Annotated in this window: 14 protein-coding genes and 2 tRNA genes; 1 reads left to right on the forward strand and 15 read right to left on the reverse strand. The window is 38.4% G+C overall.

The annotated features are described in order from the left end of the window. Positions 1-28: 28 nt before the first annotated feature. The 12 genes from ACOZIR_RS26905 to sigW all read right to left on the reverse strand — a co-directional run bounded on the left by ACOZIR_RS26905 (position 29) and on the right by sigW (position 16,121). Positions 29-1,171, reverse strand: a complete 1,143-nt coding sequence (locus tag ACOZIR_RS26905; RefSeq protein WP_310879130.1) for a mannitol-1-phosphate 5-dehydrogenase — start codon at positions 1,169-1,171, stop codon at positions 29-31. A 5-nt stretch (positions 1,172-1,176) separates the two neighbouring features. After that, complete coding sequence (locus ACOZIR_RS26910) at positions 1,177-3,267, reverse strand: PRD domain-containing protein (protein ID WP_340141643.1); 2,091 nt, start codon at positions 3,265-3,267, stop codon at positions 1,177-1,179. 60 nt (positions 3,268-3,327) lie between these two features. Continuing rightward, a complete protein-coding gene (locus ACOZIR_RS26915; protein WP_310879132.1) occupies positions 3,328-5,220 on the reverse strand; it encodes a PTS mannitol transporter subunit IICBA in 1,893 nt (630 codons plus the stop codon). Between the two features lie 160 nt (positions 5,221-5,380). Beyond that, positions 5,381-6,280, reverse strand: coding sequence for an SH3 domain-containing protein (locus ACOZIR_RS26920; protein ID WP_421536051.1), 900 nt, complete (start codon positions 6,278-6,280; stop codon positions 5,381-5,383). Positions 6,281-6,292: 12 nt separating this feature from the next. Further along, the gene (locus ACOZIR_RS26925; protein ID WP_421536052.1) at positions 6,293-6,910 is read right to left on the reverse strand and encodes an SH3 domain-containing protein; all 618 of its coding nucleotides are present in this window, start codon (positions 6,908-6,910) and stop codon (positions 6,293-6,295) included. A gap of 162 nt (positions 6,911-7,072) precedes the next feature. Next, positions 7,073-7,789 (reverse strand): YebC/PmpR family DNA-binding transcriptional regulator, encoded by a 717-nt coding sequence (locus tag ACOZIR_RS26930; protein WP_045295580.1) that lies wholly within the window; start codon positions 7,787-7,789, stop codon positions 7,073-7,075. Positions 7,790-8,682: 893 nt separating this feature from the next. Next, the gene (gene glmS / locus ACOZIR_RS26935; protein ID WP_045295581.1) at positions 8,683-10,485 is read right to left on the reverse strand and encodes a glutamine--fructose-6-phosphate transaminase (isomerizing); all 1,803 of its coding nucleotides are present in this window, start codon (positions 10,483-10,485) and stop codon (positions 8,683-8,685) included. 430 nt (positions 10,486-10,915) lie between these two features. Then, positions 10,916-12,262 carry a phosphoglucosamine mutase gene (gene glmM / locus ACOZIR_RS26940; RefSeq protein WP_045295582.1) on the reverse strand — a complete coding sequence of 449 codons (1,347 nt, stop codon included), beginning with the start codon at positions 12,260-12,262 and terminating at the stop codon, positions 10,916-10,918. 28 nt (positions 12,263-12,290) lie between these two features. Continuing rightward, positions 12,291-13,841 (reverse strand): CdaR family protein, encoded by a 1,551-nt coding sequence (locus ACOZIR_RS26945; protein ID WP_045295583.1) that lies wholly within the window; start codon positions 13,839-13,841, stop codon positions 12,291-12,293. Further along, positions 13,834-14,571: a diadenylate cyclase CdaA gene (cdaA, locus tag ACOZIR_RS26950; RefSeq protein ID WP_421536053.1), complete on the reverse strand. Its 738-nt coding sequence runs from the start codon at positions 14,569-14,571 to the stop codon at positions 13,834-13,836. The genes ACOZIR_RS26945 and cdaA overlap by 8 nt, the downstream gene beginning before the upstream one ends. 366 nt (positions 14,572-14,937) lie before the next feature. Beyond that, positions 14,938-15,543, reverse strand: coding sequence for an anti-sigma factor (locus ACOZIR_RS26955; protein WP_328121343.1), 606 nt, complete (start codon positions 15,541-15,543; stop codon positions 14,938-14,940). A 14-nt stretch (positions 15,544-15,557) separates the two neighbouring features. Next, positions 15,558-16,121 carry an RNA polymerase sigma factor SigW gene (gene sigW, locus ACOZIR_RS26960; RefSeq protein ID WP_013054969.1) on the reverse strand — a complete coding sequence of 188 codons (564 nt, stop codon included), beginning with the start codon at positions 16,119-16,121 and terminating at the stop codon, positions 15,558-15,560. Positions 16,122-16,276: 155 nt separating this feature from the next. Between sigW and ACOZIR_RS26965 the strand changes: the two genes are divergently transcribed. After that, entirely contained in the window at positions 16,277-16,447 is a 171-nt protein-coding gene (locus tag ACOZIR_RS26965) for an aspartyl-phosphate phosphatase Spo0E family protein (RefSeq protein ID WP_223260213.1), read from the forward strand. Between the two features lie 82 nt (positions 16,448-16,529). On the opposite strand, the gene rocF is transcribed toward ACOZIR_RS26965, so the two are convergent. From rocF to ACOZIR_RS26980, 3 genes are all read right to left on the reverse strand, one after another. Beyond that, positions 16,530-17,429, reverse strand: coding sequence for an arginase (gene rocF, locus ACOZIR_RS26970; RefSeq protein ID WP_045295586.1), 900 nt, complete (start codon positions 17,427-17,429; stop codon positions 16,530-16,532). 164 nt (positions 17,430-17,593) lie between these two features. Then, positions 17,594-17,669 (reverse strand) — tRNA-Ala (locus ACOZIR_RS26975). A gap of 22 nt (positions 17,670-17,691) precedes the next feature. After that, positions 17,692-17,766, reverse strand: a tRNA-Gly gene (locus ACOZIR_RS26980). Positions 17,767-17,807: the final 41 nt, after the last annotated feature.

Genomic DNA, 17,807 nt, shown 5'->3' on the forward strand with positions numbered 1-17,807 from the left:
ATGGACTGTTTACACGCACCAAATTTATTCACGATTTTAAAGCATTGTATTGAGCAATGATTTCTTTTGTTAAATCATTACTTGCCTCTAACCCACTAACCTCTTTTAATACATACTCAATACCATACTCATGAATATTCGCTTGAAGCTTCATAGCCTCTTTATCTTCTTGCGGGTCAAATAAAAGCGCAGCGGCAATAGCCTTTGCTAAATAGGTATAAGAAAGGCCCGCTTTTTTTGCTTCTAGCGCTGGACGAACCAAACGATCCTGAGGTCCAAGCTTGCGAATTGGCGCTCTTCCTACACGTTTAACTGAATCATTTAGATGAGGATTTTTAAAGCGCTCAATAATTTTTACGATGTAGGCTTCGTGTTCCTCTCTATCTAAAGCATATCTCTTAATTAGATAGTCTCCTGTTTCTCGTAGCGTTTGCTGTACTTGTTCGTAAATATCTGAATCTCTTAACGTTTGATCAATCGTTTCTTTTCCTTTTAAATAACCAAAATATGCAATCACCGCATGTCCTGTATTTACTGTAAATAACTTTCTTTCAATAAAAGGAGCAAGGTCAGGCACAATCTTCATTCCTTCTACAAAAGGAATATCTTCAGGTGCCTCTACTACCCATTCATAATAGGATTCTACTAAAACATCAAGCGAACCTTGGTTGTGTTGAATAGGTACGATACGATCTACAGCTGAATTGAAGAAAAAGACCTTATTTACCATATGAGATTTTGTCTCTTCATCCAGCGCATCAAAAATATAGCCTTTTAATAAATCTGTCGCAGAGATTTGATTTTCACATGCAATAATATATACATTTTCGTCGCTTGTTTTCACACGCTCAGCCAAACCTTTAGCAATTAAAGGAGCAATGCGAGGCAGAACGTTCGGTCCAATGGCCGTCGTAATGTACGTTGCTTCTTTAATCGCTTTAATGACTGCTTGTTCTTGTGTCAGATTATTTAAACCAGATACGTTTTGAACAGCTAATGTCTCGGGGTGCTCTGCAGCTGTTATTACGTTATACCCTTCATCTGTGTTTAACTGATTAATAATCTTTTCCGCAATATCTACGAATGTGACGTGATAGTTGCTTTGAGAAAACAATGCTCCAATGAATCCTCGCCCGATATTACCTGCTCCAAAATGAATTGCTTGTTTCACAAAAATCATTCCTTTATCAAATTATTTCGAAGGTACTCATGAAACGTATCCTCTAGCTTTTTGCGAATTATCTCTTCATTCGAGGACGAAAAAATCATCATTGCTTCATGGTCTTCAATTAAACTCGTACTAATTAAACTTAAAATTTCTTGTTGTGCTTCACTTAACTCTTCAGGTGCGAGCATTAATAAAAGGTTGCGCACCTGCATGTTCGTTCCGTCCATGCCTTTAACTGTGCAAGGCTGTTCTAAATGTGAAACTTGAAAGATCAGCTCGTTCACGTGATGTTCACGGCAATGGAACAGTGCCATACTCGTTTGCGGAATGCCTAAACCGCCTTTGTTTTCTCGTTCCTTAAGCTGATGAATAACGCAGTTAGCATTGGTTATTAAACGCTCTTTTTCAGCGGCGTGTACTACGTGCGAAATCACTTGATCTTGACTCACTGCATCCGAAAATCGATACATTCTAAGGTTTTGAAGAATTGATTCGATACTTCCATGCACATCCTTAATTTGCTTCATCGTTTCCTCAAAAGACGGTTTTTCTATAGAAGTGGTCTTATTTTTATATTGGAACGAGCGATAGTCCTTATCCTTGGTTAACTTTTGAATGTTTTTCTGTAAAAAATTCTGGACGGATTGAATATCCTCTTCGGTTAAAAGTGGATTGACTAAAATGTAATCGACATTTAAAAAAGGCAGTCTTACTGTTGAAATCACTACGTCATACCCTTCAAGCGCAGCTTCTTTGATTTCTTTTACCGATTTAATGACAACTGAATTAATCTCCGGAATCTCTTTACGAATACGGCTAGCTAACATTTTCGAGGTGCCAATTCCAGTTGGACAGACAATCAGTGCCTGAATTTCCATGACTTCTTCTTTTAGCACTAGCGTTGAACCAAAATGCAAAACAAGATATGCTACTTCATCATCTGGAAAAACTAAATCCGGCAGCTCTTGATCGATACTGTTTCTCACAGCCATAAATAAAACAGGGTACTTTTTCTTAATCTCTTCTGTTAACGGATTAAAAAGCTCCATTTTCTGCTTGAGGCGAAAGATGGCTGGTTCCATATGAGCAAGCAGCCCTTGGTAAAGGGAAAAATCACCGGTTAAGTCGGTGTTAAGCTGAACAGAAACATGAGCAATCATATTCTTGATAATCTGCCCAACCACTACGCTGTCGTAATATACGTCTCTTGTAGTTTGGAACTTTGCTGCACGCAGCCGTACTGCTAAGAAATGAATATCTTTTTCTGTAAAAGAAAGAGAAAATACCCGTTCAATTTCACGGCAAATATCCTTCATTAAGAACATTTCACTCGCCAGCTCTTCCGTTTGGCCGCCGTCTTCTTCTAGATACATTTGCTTTTTCGTTCGCTGTATCATAATGCAAATATGAACAATGAGCCCTATATAATCGCTGTCAGCCAGCTTAGAATGATGCTGATTAATCGCTTCATGTACAATTCGGTCTACTTCTGCTAAATAATTCGGATAAAAATAATGCAAAATCGTTTCATCCGTATGCTGCTGATTTTCTGCTAAAAACAAGCACTCAATTAACTCTTCATTAAAGTGAAAAAGAAAATAATTGGCTAATGCGTTTCGTTTATTGGCTTCGGTAGCCTGAACCTCTACTCCCACCCCTCTTCTTCGATGAAGGAAAACGTCAAATGTGTTTAACCACTCCGTGAGTTCATCTAAATAAGCAGTGAGTGTAGTGATACTTACTCCTAAGTCTTTAGCCAGCGTTTGCAATTTAAAGGAATCTCCTTCTTCTAGAAGAAGAATTAAAAGAATTAATTTTCTTTCCTGTGGAGACTGATCCGTCGTTTTAATCTTCATCAGCTCTTGGATAAGACGAAAAATTTGTTCATTTTTACCTTCAATCATTAGCCCTTCATCTTGTGTACGAATCAGCTTCAAATTAAATTTTTTAAGTATTGATTCAATTGCCTTCAAATCTCGGTGAACGGTTCTTACACTTACGTTCAAAAAAGTAGCAAGGGTAAGTGCCGTATGCTTTCCTGCCGTTTTAATAATTAACTCAATGATTGATTTTTCTCTTGAAGTAATAAACAAGAACATCAACTCTTTTCTTATTTATAAACAAAGGATAAAAAGGCATCTTCATGCCTTTCTATCCCGTTAGTTACTTTGAATAATAGCCATCAATTCTTTAGCTGATTTGGCATGAACCATCTTTTCAATATTGTCCATATCGGAACATGTAATCGCGATACCAGATAAAATTTCTAAATGGGTGCCGTCTTTTCCGGCAATCCCAAAAATCAAACGAACTTTCTCACCATCAAAATCAACGCCTTCTGGCACTTGAATCACCGTAAAACCCGATCTTAAAACGTTCTTTTTCGCTTCTTCCGTACCGTGCGGAATCGCCACGTCATTTCCCATATAAGTAGAAGTCATATTGTCGCGCTCAATCATCGCTTCAACGTAGTTTTCTTCTACATATCCGCCTTTTACTAACACACTTCCTGCAAATCGAATTGCTTCTTCCTTAGAAGAAAAGTGCTGATTCAAGAAAACGTTTTCTTCTTTTAGTAAACCATCATTACTATCTGTATTATTTTCTGCAGATACTTTCTTTTCTTCTTCCTCGTTAGAAGTAGTATAATCATTTTTTAGTTGATCAATTAGTTTGTCATATTCCGGACTAGATAGAAAATTATCAACCGAGATATGATACGCATCTGGAACTTTGTTTTGAGCTCTTGGCGTTAGCTCTTCCTGTGTAATAACGATTTGAGCATCACTTGGAATATTACTGATCGCTGTATTTGTCACCGAAATATTTAAATCTGCTTGTTTAACTTTCTTGCGAAGAAGAGAGGCGCCCATCGCACTCGATCCCATGCCTGCGTCACAGGCAAAAACAATTTTTTGAACGCTTGCTGGTACTTCTCCTTGCTGTTTTGTAAAGTTTCCTGCTACAGAGCTCTTCTTGCCCTTCATCTCTTGCATTTTGCGAGCTGCTTCGTCTAAATCTTCTGTTTGCTTGCCTGTTTTTAAAATTAATGAACCTACAATAAACGATACGATGGCTGCAACGAGAACACCTGAGATATTTGCAACATAGCTGCCTGCATTGCCTGGTGTAGCAGCTAAAATGGCCAAAATACTTCCTGGTGAAGCAACCGCCTGTAAGCCTCCTCCTAAAAGAACAAAGGTAAATACGCCGCTCATTCCTCCTAAAATAGCCGCAATGATTAGAAGCGGACGCATTAAAACGTAAGGGAAGTAAATTTCGTGAATTCCACCAATAAAATGAATGATAGCTGCTCCCGGAGCTGACTGTTTTGCTGTTCCTTTTCCAAAGAAGCAATACGCTAACAGAATTCCTAACCCCGGACCAGGATTTGTTTCTAATAACAATAGAATGGACTGTCCATTTGTTCGAATTTGTTCTGCTCCGATTGGAGATAAGATACCGTGATTAATAGCATTGTTTAAGAATAAAATTTTAGCGGGCTCAATTAGAATACTTGTAAGAGGAAGAAGGCCATGCGCGACCATCCAATCTACACCAACTACAAGCGCACCTGTAAATCCGTCCACCGCTGGACTAACGCCTAAAAAGGCTAGAATTGCTAGAATGCCTCCAAGAATACCTGCTGAGAAATTATTAATTAACATCTCGAATCCTGTTTTGACTTTACCTTCAATAAACTGATCAAACTTCTTGATGATATAACCGCCAAGCGGCCCCATAATCATAGCGCCAAGAAACATTGGAATATCAGATCCAACAATGACCCCCATGGTTGCGATAGCACCTACAACGCCTCCGCGCTGATCGTGTACAAGCTTTCCTCCTGTATAGCCGATTAGCAGCGGCAGCAAATACTTGACCATTGGATCAACTAGTTTGGCAAGGCTTTCATTTGGAAAAAAGCCTGTTGGAATAAATAAAGCAGTAATAAGTCCCCATGCAATAAATGCTCCGATATTTGGCATAACCATTGAACTTAGAAAGTTCCCAAACTTTTGTACAGCTACTTTTATATTAGATTGAGCCATTTGCTCTCTTCCTTTCTCTACGTGATGATACTTTAATCGTAAGAGATTAAACGCTTTCATTCAATGAATAGGAAAACTAACTTTGTCGTACCACAGACAGACAAAGCTTTTAATTACATAAAAAAACAGCTGAATTGTAAAAATTCAGCTGCTTTTTAACTTAATATTTATCTAATTCACTTACAGGAGATTGAATAATAACTGGATTTTTCTCTGGATTTAACCATTTTAATATAGAGACAACTTGTTCCTTAGAAGTAGCTGTACATCCTGCTGTGTAATTTGTTCCTACATGGAAGAAGATTGCACTTCCCTTTCCTGGCGTTCTAGATTCATTATAATTAATGACAAACCCATAATCGTAAGCGGGAATGTCCATATTCTCAGCGCTCGCCCAGCGGCCATTAGCCGGCTTTTGCTGCCACGTATTATATAGAGAGCTTTTTGAATCGTCTACCCAAACATCATTTGAGGTAATCTTTCGATATGGAAGCTTAGTTCCAGGATTTGCATAGCGTCCGAATGCTGTGCCAATTGTATATTTCCCTGTCGGAGATTCCATATCTCCTTCTTTTTTCGATAAAGCGAATCCTTTTTGTCCAAGTACACCGTTCGCGGTTAAAACTTGCTTCCATTTCCCATCAACTTTTTCAAACGTTTGAATTTTAGCAGACTTCGTATCGTAGTTATCTGCTGTAACCAAGATGACTTGCTGAGCGTTACCTAACGTTTTAAAAGAATCGACTACGAGCTTTGGAGACGCTGTAGCTGAAGCCTGTACATAGTCACTGCTTACATAGCCCGTGCGGCCGTTGTAATTAATTTTGTACCAGCTTCCGCTTTTACTCACCACGGACAGCTTCTGACCTTTTGTCACACTTCCTATAGATGCATAATTTGTGCCCGCTCCGCTTCTTACATTCAGCTTGCTTGCCGTTACTATGTACGTTATGCTTTCTGCTGGTGGAGTTGTTGTTCCTGATGACTGTACATAATCGCTGCTCACGTAGCCCGTACGGCCGTTGTAATTAATTTTGTACCAGCCTCCGCTTTTGCTCACCACGGACAGCTTTTAGCCTTTTGTCACACTTCCTATAGATGCATAGTTGGTCCCTGCTCCGCTTCTTACATTCAGCTTGCTTGCCGTTACTGTGTACGTTATGCTTTCTGCTGGTGGAGTTGTTGTTCCTGATAACTGTACATAATCGCTGCTCACATAGCCCGTGCGGCCGTTGTAATTAATTTTGTACCAGCTTCCGTTTTTATTCACCACAGAAAGCTTCTGACCTTTTGTCACACTTCCTATAGATGCATAGTTGGTGCCCGCTCCACTTCTTACATTCAGCGTGCTTGCCGTTACTGTGTACGTTATGCTTTCTGCTGGTGGAGTTGCTGTTCCTGATGACTGTACATAATCGCTGCTCACATAGCCTGTGCGGCCGTTGTAGTTAATTTTGTACCAGCTTCCGCTTTTACTCACCACAGATAGTGTTTGATCTTTCACTACGCTGCCGATAATCCCGTAATTCGTTCCCGCTCCGCTTCTCACATTGAGCTTGCTTGCCGTTACTTTATATGTAACTGTCGCTGCATATGCCTTTTCTTGATTTCTCCCAATTGAGCTAAAGCCAGGCGTTACAGCCGTTGCAAGCGTAGCTGTTAACGCCATCCCCACCATTAATTTTTTCAACTGCTTTCCCTCCATTTATTCCTCATAAAATTCTACTATTTTCTATTCTTAATTCATTATCTTACCATATTCCAAACGAAGGGAAAGGGTCAATGGATGCTTTTCACACGGCCTATAAAAAAAGACAGACCTCTTTGATAGGTCTGTCTGCCTCTTTCACTATTATCTTAAATCAACGTTGTGATATACTTGCTGCACATCTTCTAAGTCCTCTAATGCATCAATCATTTTTTCAAACTGAGCTTGTGCATCTTCAGGAAGAGTTACATCATTTTGAGCAAGCATCGTTTGCTCAGCTACTGTAAATTCCGTAATACCAGCATCGTTGAACGCTTTTTGTACCGCATGGAATTGATCCGGATCAGCGTAAACAATTACAGAATCTTCTTCTTCTAAAATGTCACGCACGTCTACATCTGCTTCCATTAACAGTTCTAGCGTCTCTTCTTCATCCTTACCTTCTACACCAATAACAGCTGTTGGATCAAACATGTACGCTACTGATCCGCTTACTCCCATATTACCGCCATTTTTACCAAAGGCAGCACGCACGTCTGAAGCTGTTCTGTTTACGTTATTCGTAAGAGCATCTACGATAACCATTGATCCATTTGGTCCAAAACCTTCGTAACGAAGATTATCGTAATTTTCTTCTGATCCGCCTTTTGCTTTTTCAATCGCACGGTCAATAATTGCTTTTGGCACATTGTATGTTTTCGCGCGTTCTAATACAACTTTTAACGCTTGGTTTGATTCTGGATCTGGCTCGCCTTGTTTCGCAGCCACATAAATCTCACGGCCAAACTTGGCATATATACGACTTGTATTAGCATCTTTTGACGCTTTCTTTTCTTTAATATTGTTCCACTTACGGCCCATATTGTTTCACTCTCTTTCAAAATTGAATCTAATAAAATAAATAGGCAATGATATATCCGTTTTTATTATACATCAATTCCCTCTTATCTTTCGAGTTTAATACGTAAAAAAGAAAAGCAATATTTTGGTATATTTCGTTAACTAAATAAATGAGAAAACCATTTGAGAACAGGCTGAATGATTTTGATATATATTTTTTTAAGCGGTTTATATATACATGTCACCCAAAACCATCTTAAAGGGTAATAGATTATATGAATTCCAATCCACTTAAATCCCTTCCAGAAACAGAAAAAGATACGCTGAGAGAATGAAAGCACAGGAAGAATAATTTCATTGTAAAAAGGCAGCACAAGGTATTTCCATAACAGATAACAGGGGTAGCAAATTAGATACAAAATAGGGTAGACGACATATCTCCATATAAATCTAGTTATAGGCAAAAAACATCGTTTCCAAACGAAGAGAATAAAAGGATATATTATCTCATTCCATAGCCAAGAAATAGGGTAGACGAACAGAAAACGTATGATGTATATCCAAATAAAATAAATGACCGGTTGAAGGATTCTTTTCCCTATCCACATGAGGGGCTGAGCGATGAAATATATCCATACTTTACAAAAGACTTGAAATACAAAATAAAAGGGAAAATATAAGACAAAAAAGATGCCTCGCAACACGTACTTTATACTTTGAGTCACTCCACTAATGCTTTCCACATCCTTTTTAATAGCTGAGGTTCGTTCCTTTACCTATTTCATTATATAAAATAAATGGAGCAAGCAAATATATTTTTTAACTCAATGAGACTTCTAGCATAAACGTTGTTTGTTCTCTTTCTCAGACATACAAAAACACCCTTCTATAGCAGAAGGGTGTCTAGAACCTTATTATTCTACAGTAACTGATTTTGCTAAGTTACGTGGTTTATCTACATCGCAATCGCGGTGCAATGCAGCGTAGTAAGAGATTAATTGTAAAGGAATAACCGCTGCTAGTGGTGAAAGTGTTTCATGAACTTTCGGAATCACGTAGCGATCTTCCTCTGTTTCTAATCCTTTCATTGAAATGATACAAGGATTAGCTCCGCGTGCTACTACTTCTTTTACGTTACCACGGATGCTTAAGTTTACATGCTCTTGTGTTGCTAATGCAATAATTGGCGTATTGTTTTCAATTAAAGCGATTGTTCCGTGCTTAAGCTCTCCTCCAGCAAATCCTTCTGCTTGGATGTAAGAGATTTCTTTTAGTTTTAACGCACCTTCTAAGCCTACATAATAATCAACAGAACGTCCAATAAAGAATGCGTTGCGAGTTGTTGCTAAGAATTGAAGAGCAATGCTTTCCATTTCTTCTTTGTCGTCGCAAAGTACTTCCATTGTGTTTGCTACGATTGCTAACTCTTGAACTAAGTCAAATTCTAATTCAATGCCGCGTGTTTTTGCTGTTACAGCTGCTAGAATTGATAGGACCGCTAATTGAGCTGTATAAGCCTTTGTTGATGCTACAGCAATTTCCGGACCTGCATGAAGTAATAACGTATAATCAGATTCACGAGATAATGTTGATCCCGGAACGTTTGTGATTGTTAACGCTTTGTAACCTAGTTCTTTAATTTGAACTAATACTGCACGGCTATCAGCTGTTTCTCCACTTTGAGAGATAAAGATAAACAATGGCTTTTCAGATAGAAGCGGCATGTTATAAGAGAATTCACTTGCTACGTGCACTTCTACCGGAACCTTCGCCCACGTTTCAATGAATTGTTTACCTACTAGGCCTGCATGATAGCTTGTTCCACATGCTACGATATAGATGCGGTCTGCTTCATCCATTGCTCCTAAAATGTCTGCATCAATGTGCAGTTCATTGTTCTCATTTTGATACTCTTGAATGATTTTACGAACAACTAAAGGCTGCTCATCAATTTCTTTTAACATATAATGAGGGTACGTACCTTTTTCAATATCACTTGCATCAAGCTCTGCTGTATAAGGTGCTCTTTCTACCACTTCACCATCAAGCGTTTTAATTGTTACGCCTTCTTTTGTAACAATTACTGTTTCTTTATCCATTAATTCTACGTACTGATCTGTTACTTGAAGCATTGCCATAGCATCGCTCGCTACAACGTTAAATCCTTCGCCAACACCTACAAGAAGCGGGCTTTTGTTTTTAGCTACGTAGATTGTATTTTTATCTTCGTTATCAACAAGAGCTAGTGCATAAGAACCGTGAAGCAAGCTTACTGTCTTACGGAACGCTTCTTCTACACCTAAGCCTTCTGCTGCGATTTTTTCAATTAACTGAACGATTACTTCTGTATCCGTTTCGCTTTTGAACGTTACATCTTGTAAATATTCACGTTTCAAAATAGCATAGTTTTCAATTACACCGTTATGCACAAGTGTGAAGCGTCCAGATGTACTTTGATGTGGGTGAGCATTTTCTTGGCTTGGTACACCATGAGTTGCCCAACGCGTATGACCGATACCTGCTGGTGCTAAAACACTGTTATCTACTGCCTGACGCAATTCTGCAATACGGCCTTTTTCTTTGAATACGTGTACGCCTTCATTGTTAACAACTGCAATACCTGCTGAGTCATAGCCGCGATATTCTAACTTTTCAAGACCACGCAATAAAATTTCTTTCGAATCTTCTGTTCCAATATATCCTACAATTCCGCACATAGATAAAATCCTCCTTCATGTATGAAAAGAGAGTCTCTTTTCATCATCAATGATTATCATCTCAATGCTTTTGTCCAATAAGTCACCTCATTGTTTTTCACATCAAGTTTTCGGCCGTGATAATCAACAACCGGGAGGCATCCGCCGATACTTCGATAAACCTCCTCCTCGTCAACTAAGTCGTTTCCGTCCCTTTACTTAGTTCAGGCGCTTTGTATTCACTTTTAAACTAGATTGTTCACTCCTTTACATAAATTAAGAGACGAACAGATTTAATATTACAATAAGAAGTGAGAAAACGTCAATTATCTTCTTTACTATCTGTAAAAACAGCCTTTAGCATCAGATAATTTCCAAGAATTTTTCTCAACAATATAAAAATATGCATAAGCGGCTTGAAACGTCACCGCTTATGCATATAATTAATGAATTACTCTAAGCCCATTTCTTCTTTTACTACTTCTACGATACGCGTTACATAAGTTTCACATTCTTCTTGTGTTTGTGCTTCAACCATAACACGTACTAACGGCTCTGTTCCTGAAGGGCGTACAAGTACTCGGCCATTACCGTTCATTTCTTTTTCCACTTCTTCAATAACCACTTTTACCTTCTCGTTATCTGTAACATGATGCTTATCCGTCACTTTTACATTTACAAGAAGCTGAGGATATTTCTTCATTTCAGCTGCTAATTCTGATAAAGGCTTTTTCGTTGCTTGCATAATGTTTACAAGCTGAATAGCTGAAAGCATACCGTCACCTGTTGTGTTGTAATCTAAGAAAATGATATGACCTGACTGTTCTCCACCTAGGTTATATTGATTAGCTTTCATTTCTTCTACTACATAACGGTCGCCTACACCAGTTTGTGCACTTTCAATTCCGCTAGCTTCTAGTGCTTTGTAGAAGCCTAAGTTACTCATAACAGTAGAAACAAGCGTATTTTTCTTTAAACGTCCTTGTTCATATAAGTACTTTGCACAAATGAACATGATTTGATCACCGTCTACAATCTCACCTTTTTCATCGATTGCGATTAAACGATCTCCGTCTCCATCAAATGCTAACCCAACATCCGCTCCTTTTTCTTTTAAGAAGGCACTTAATGCTTCCGGATGTGTAGATCCTACACCGTCATTGATGTTTAATCCGTTTGGTGATGCCCCCATTGTAGAGATATCCGCATCTAAATCTGCAAATAAATGTGCTGCTAAAGATGACGTTGCTCCGTGCGCACAGTCTAATGCAACATGAATACCTGAGAAGTCTTCATCAACCGTTTGTTTTAAGTATTGAAGATATTTTTGTCCACCTTCGAAGTAGTCATTTACCTGACCTAAATCTCCCCCAACAGGTCTTGGTAATTGATCTGTTTCACTATCTATTAACGCTTCAATTTCATTCTCTTGTGCATCTGACAGTTTAAATCCATCTGGACCAAAGAATTTAATTCCGTTATCTTGAACTGGGTTATGTGAAGCAGAGATCATGACTCCTGCTTGTGCGCCAAGTGCCTTTGTTAAATACGCTACCCCTGGAGTTGAAATAACGCCTAATCGCATAACTTCTGCACCAATTGAAAGCAAGCCTGCAACAAGCGCTCCTTCTAACATATGACCAGAAACGCGTGTATCGCGTCCGATTAATACCTTTGGTCGCTCTGCATCTTTTGTTAGAACGTAACCACCTAAACGTCCAATTTTAAAAGCAAGCTCAGGAGTTAATTCACTATTGGCAACTCCTCGTACTCCGTCTGTTCCAAAATACTTACCCATTAATTTTCTCTCCTTCATGTCAAAACATTTAGTTTCCTGATGTATTATCTGTCTGTCCATCTACGGGTGTAGAATTTTCATCACTTTGATTACTACTATCGTCACCAGTTTCTGTATTATCTGTTGGTGTATCTGTATTGTCTTCAGGTGTGTCAGTCTCTTCGCTTGGTTTATCAGTTGAATCACCTGAATTTCCCGTCTCAGGGTTTGTTCCTGATCCAGTTCCCGTGTCTGGCTTTGTTTCTTTATCGCTCGTGCTTCCACTTGTTTCTTTATCCGTTTGCTCATCATTTGTCCCTGATTGTTTTTTCGCTGTTACACGAACTTTCGCCTGTTTAGTCGATAGTGTTGATGTAACAGAGTCGGGACTATTTATTATAATAGGGACCGTGTGCTCCCCAGCAGATAAATTCCCTACATTCGCTGACAAGCTAATGCCGCTTTTCGTCAATTTATCTAAATCAGATTTTGGTCCTTTTACATCCGCATCTACTGAAGTAGGAGAAAGCAGTTCATACGTGTACTTTGAGGATTGACCAGTTAAAGAAACCGGTAAATTCTTAAATGACTTAGTCTCATCTGCGCTTTCGTCCGTTTCTTCTGCGTCTTTCTCATCACCTTGTTTGTCTACTTCTACATGAACGGTAATTTGTTTAGGACTTACACTATCTATTCCGTCTGGAACAGGGACGTTCACCTTAATATCTTTAGATTTCGTAATACCGGTAACATCGACTGGAATATTATCAATTTTATCGATTTTTTCTAAAGAATCAGATGGACCGATAATTTTCACTGTATTTGTTTTAGGCTCTAGCTTCGTAATGTTGACACCGTCGCCTGGCGTGCCTTCTTGAATCACATCAACCGGCACTTTTTTACTAATATTTTTCACTGGAATTGTTACATTGACCGTTTCTGGTTGAACTGTTACATTTAATTTATTTAAATTCTTGTCTAGTGCGACAACAGTTGCTTGTTTTGTCACTGTTTTTGAAGCATTATCTAAATCAATAATAGCTTTCACATAAGCAACTTGATCCAATTGACTTGATGCGCCCGTTACCGTGACGGCTCTTGGACTAACGGTTGCTTCCCCTGCTTCATATCCATTCTTGACTTTGTTTTTATCATAGCTTGCCTCTACTGAAAACTGTTTTGAATCGCGTTCTTCAATTGTTACGTTTACAATATCAGGCTTAACCACTACATTTAAATTATCAGAGATATTTCGATACTGAACCTTGACTCTATGCTGCCCTAAGCTTAAATTATCAAGATCAATATAAGCTTGATAATCTTTTTGTAGCTTTGTTTGAGCCAAAATATTTTTAGGACCTTCCAGTGTCATAATGACCGTATCCGGAACACCTCTTACAATTCTGTTCTTCTCATTGTAGGATACTTGAACCGGAACATCTGTTAATGTTTCTACTCCAGTGTTGGCAGAACTGCTTCGGTTCAGAATTTTATTTGATGAACTGGCACCATCATCTAAATTAACAGATAAATATAACATGAAGGCTAACAGCAACGCGATAATTTTCATAACCCACGATCGATTCATCAATTTATCCATTCTTCTTCAACCTCCATTGCCAACGAGTGGAAGAAGTTGCTTTAGAAGTTGTGACTAATTCTTTTTCTAACATTTCTCTCAATGTATCAATTGTCAATTCACGATACAATTCACCGTTTTTGGTAACGGAAATGCCTCCAGTTTCTTCAGATACAATGACAGTCACACTATCTGTTACTTCACTTATTCCTACAGCAGCACGATGGCGAGTACCTAATTCTTTTGAAATAAAAGGACTTTCAGATAAAGGTAAGTAACATGCTGCAGCGGCTACTTGATCCCGCTGTAAAATAACCGCTCCATCATGAAGTGGTGTATTCGGTATAAATAAGTTGATTAATAATTCAGAAGAAATATTAGAGTTGAGTGGTATACCTGTTTCAATATAATCACCCATCCCTGTCTCTCTTTCGATTGAGATCAATGCACCTATGCGTCTTTTAGCCATATAATGCGTTGCTTTTATAATAGCCTCAATCGTAACGGTACGTTCATCTTCTTCAGGCAAATTACTTCGTGAAAACAAACGTCCTCTCCCAAGCTGTTCAAGCGCTCGGCGCAGCTCTGGCTGGAAAATAATAATGATAGCTAAAAAACCATACGTTAACGCTTGGTCCATTAACCATTGCAGCGTATTTAGTCCAAGGAAGTTACTTATAAAGCGGACAACTAAAATTACCGTGATTCCTTTTAAAAGCTGTACTGCTTTTGTACCTCTTATGACCATAATTAATTTATATATGACGAACCATACCAGGAGAACATCAACNGATTCCTTTTAAAAGCTGTACTGCTTTTGTACCTCTTATGACCATAATTAATTTATATATGACGAACCATACCAGGAGAACATCAACAATTTTTCCTAAATATGAGAGGATTGGCAGGTCTCCAATAGGCATCTTCTCACTTCCTCTATATATGTAATAAAGATAACATAACCGTTTTATTATACCATAAAACAAAATTACACTGTAAATTACATCTTATTTTTAAATCCTTGTTCCTATATATAATGTAGCCTTCTTTTTATATAAATAAAACCGTCCACTGTTCCTCTCTAACAAGATAAGCGGACGGCTTTATGTTTCAACTATTAAAAGTCAACAGCTTGTTTGGCATGAGTTTTGACGTTATACCATACCCAGTCAAAAATCTTGTCTAACTCTTCAATATTGCCTGTCACTTCTCCTGCAGAAGCTAGGTACTTATCACCATGTATAACAGTAACGTTTCCATCTACTTTTCCTTCAATTTTAATATCGCCATTTCTCACAGTAATATCACCTTTGACGGTCTCACCTTTTGGTACAACGACTGTTTTATCGTGAATGACCAGGTTCGGCTGCTTTGAAACAGAAAAGTCTTCATCCGTTTCCCAAGCTGAAAACACCGTGCCGGACATTAACAGCACAAATACAGCAGCTGCACTAAGAATCGGATGGTTTGTAAACCATCTATTCATTCGAATTCGATTCTTCTCACGTGGTAACCCAGCCATAACACCTGCTGTAAAGTTCATAGGTAATTCTATATGAGAAGTGCTTTGCACAAATGCAATGGTTCTTTTTAACTGATGCATATGCTGCTGACAACCTTTGCATCGATGCAAATGCTCTTTTAATAACAGTTCATTTTCTTTTGTAATATCTCCATCTAAATGCTCATGAATGAGGTTTACATATATTTTTGGACATTTCATTCTTAGTTCACTCCTTACAAGTGGCGAAGTCGATTCCTTAAAGCTTCACGTCCTCTGTGAATTCTAGTCTTTACCGTACCAAGAGGCAGGTCTAAAATATCGCTGATTTCTTTTAACGACAGCTCATCTATATATTTTAGGACAATGACAGTTCGATATTTCTCAGGTAGCTTTAATATTTCCGACTGAATGAATTCTTGCAATTCTACTTGCTCTAGCTCTTCCTCTGGTAAGGCCTGATCGGCAGCTATTTGAGAGTACATATTTAACCCGTCGGTCCCGGCTACTTCTGCATCTAAATAATAGTCTGGCTTTTTTTTACGAATTCGATCAATACAAAGATTTGTAGCAATTCGATATAACCAGGTGGAAAACTTTTTACTCGTGTCATAGCTATGAATATTTACATAGGCTCGAATAAACGCTTCTTGTGCAGCGTCTTGTGCTTCTTCCCGGTTTCCTAGCATTCGATAACATAGATGAAAAAGTTTATCCTTGTGATATTCTACTATGTCAGCAAACGCATCCTGGTCACCTTTTTTTACTTTTTTTATTTTTCTTTTTAATAATAAATCCATGTAACGGTTACCTCCGCCCATTGCGGGATAGTATATATACGTGTACTTTATCATAAAGTTTCACTTATGCTTAATTATTTTAACAAAAATTTGTCAAATACGTTTAAAAAGATCTTACGTAGGTTATGTAATTAGTATAGATGAAAAGAAGAGGAGTGGAAAGCTTGACTCATACAAAAGAAAACCTTTTGAATCAAATTGAAGAATGTAGAAATAACATGGTCACTCTTGCAGCAGAAAATCCTTTATCATCATTAACAGTGGTGAGAGTAAGTTCAGAGCTAGATGGTTTATTAAATGAATATGAAAAATTTTTCTCTATATAAAGAAGCTCTCGAATCCAAACTAAGAGCTTCTTTTTTTTATCTTCACATATGTTTCATGTACCTTTTGGTAGATACTAATGTTTTATACTAATTTTTCTCCTAAAAGTGAGCCCATTAATGCAACAGCTACGGTAGCTGTTTTATTTCGTTCATCTAAAATAGGATTCACTTCGACAAACTCGGCAGAAGTGATTAGCTGAGATTCTGCTAACATCTCCATAGCTAAATGACTTTCTCTGTAGCTTATTCCACCGATAACTGGCGTTCCTACTCCAGGTGCATCATGTGGATCCAGTCCATCTAAATCGAGTGATAGATGAACGCCATCTGTTTTATCACGCAAATATAAAATTGTTTCTTCCATTACTTTTGTCATACCCATTCGATCTATCTCATGCATCGTATACACTTTAATCCCTTTTTCCTTTATTAGCTCTTTTTCTCCGTCATCTAAAGAACGGGCTCCGATAATCACAATATTTTCGGGCTTGACTTTAGGTGTATAGCCACCAATTCGAGTCAATGCTTCGTCTCCTATACCTATACTTGCTGCCAATGGCATACCGTGAATATTTCCGGAAGGAGACGTATCTGCTGTATTTAAATCTCCGTGTGCATCATACCAAATTACGCCCAAATTTTTATAATGGCGACTTACTCCTGCTAGTGTTCCGATAGCGATGCTGTGATCACCCCCTAGCACTAAAGGAAACCTTTTATTTGTAATAACATCACTTACGGTCTGAGCAAGCCTCTCGCTAGCATCCGCTACAGCTTTTAAATTCTTTAAGTTTGTCTTTTCATCACTATGTACTCGTTCAGCTAAGGCAATTTCAATATTCCCTTTATCTTCTACACTATAGCCAATATTCTCGATGCGTTCAATAACACCTGCATATCGTATCGCACTTGGCCCCATATCCACCCCTCGGCGAGTTTGACCTAAATCCATTGGTACTCCAATAATTGAAAGCTTATTCATAATATGTCCCCCCATCACCAATGTTGCTACTCTCTTATTGTAACGGCTAAATGAGCGATGGCTCAACTCGACACTTTTTTGAATATATATACAATTCTAATTTGTAGAAACTGCACAAAAAAAACCTTTAAGCAATTTGCTTAAAGGTTATATGTTTATATGTATGGTGGAGCCTAGCGGGATCGAACCGCTGACCTCCTGCGTGCAAGGCAGGCGCTCTCCCAGCTGAGCTAAGGCCCCAATATGTTTTTTTATATAGAAATGGAGCGGAAGACGAGGTTCGAACTCGCGACCCCCACCTTGGCAAGGTGGTGTTCTACCACTGAACTACTTCCGCTTATTAAAATGAGCCATGAAGGACTCGAACCTTCGACCCTC

Origin of the sequence: Priestia sp. D3YE.R1 (assembly GCF_049199565.1) — a bacterium.
Lineage (GTDB): Bacteria > Bacillota > Bacilli > Bacillales > Bacillaceae_H > Priestia > Priestia aryabhattai.

Coding starts and splice junctions, on each gene's coding strand:
- glmM (WP_045295582.1), bottom strand. CDS start 12,262: ATGGGTAAGTATTTTGGAACAGACGGAGTACGAGGAGTTGCCAATAGT.
- ACOZIR_RS26930 (WP_045295580.1), bottom strand. CDS start 7,789: ATGGGCCGTAAGTGGAACAATATTAAAGAAAAGAAAGCGTCAAAAGAT.
- ACOZIR_RS26915 (WP_310879132.1), bottom strand. CDS start 5,220: ATGGCTCAATCTAATATAAAAGTAGCTGTACAAAAGTTTGGGAACTTT.
- ACOZIR_RS26945 (WP_045295583.1), bottom strand. CDS start 13,841: ATGGATAAATTGATGAATCGATCGTGGGTTATGAAAATTATCGCGTTG.
- rocF (WP_045295586.1), bottom strand. CDS start 17,429: ATGAATAAGCTTTCAATTATTGGAGTACCAATGGATTTAGGTCAAACT.
- ACOZIR_RS26910 (WP_340141643.1), bottom strand. CDS start 3,267: ATGTTCTTGTTTATTACTTCAAGAGAAAAATCAATCATTGAGTTAATT.
- ACOZIR_RS26955 (WP_328121343.1), bottom strand. CDS start 15,543: ATGAAATGTCCAAAAATATATGTAAACCTCATTCATGAGCATTTAGAT.
- sigW (WP_013054969.1), bottom strand. CDS start 16,121: ATGGATTTATTATTAAAAAGAAAAATAAAAAAAGTAAAAAAAGGTGAC.
- glmS (WP_045295581.1), bottom strand. CDS start 10,485: ATGTGCGGAATTGTAGGATATATTGGAACAGAAGATTCGAAAGAAATT.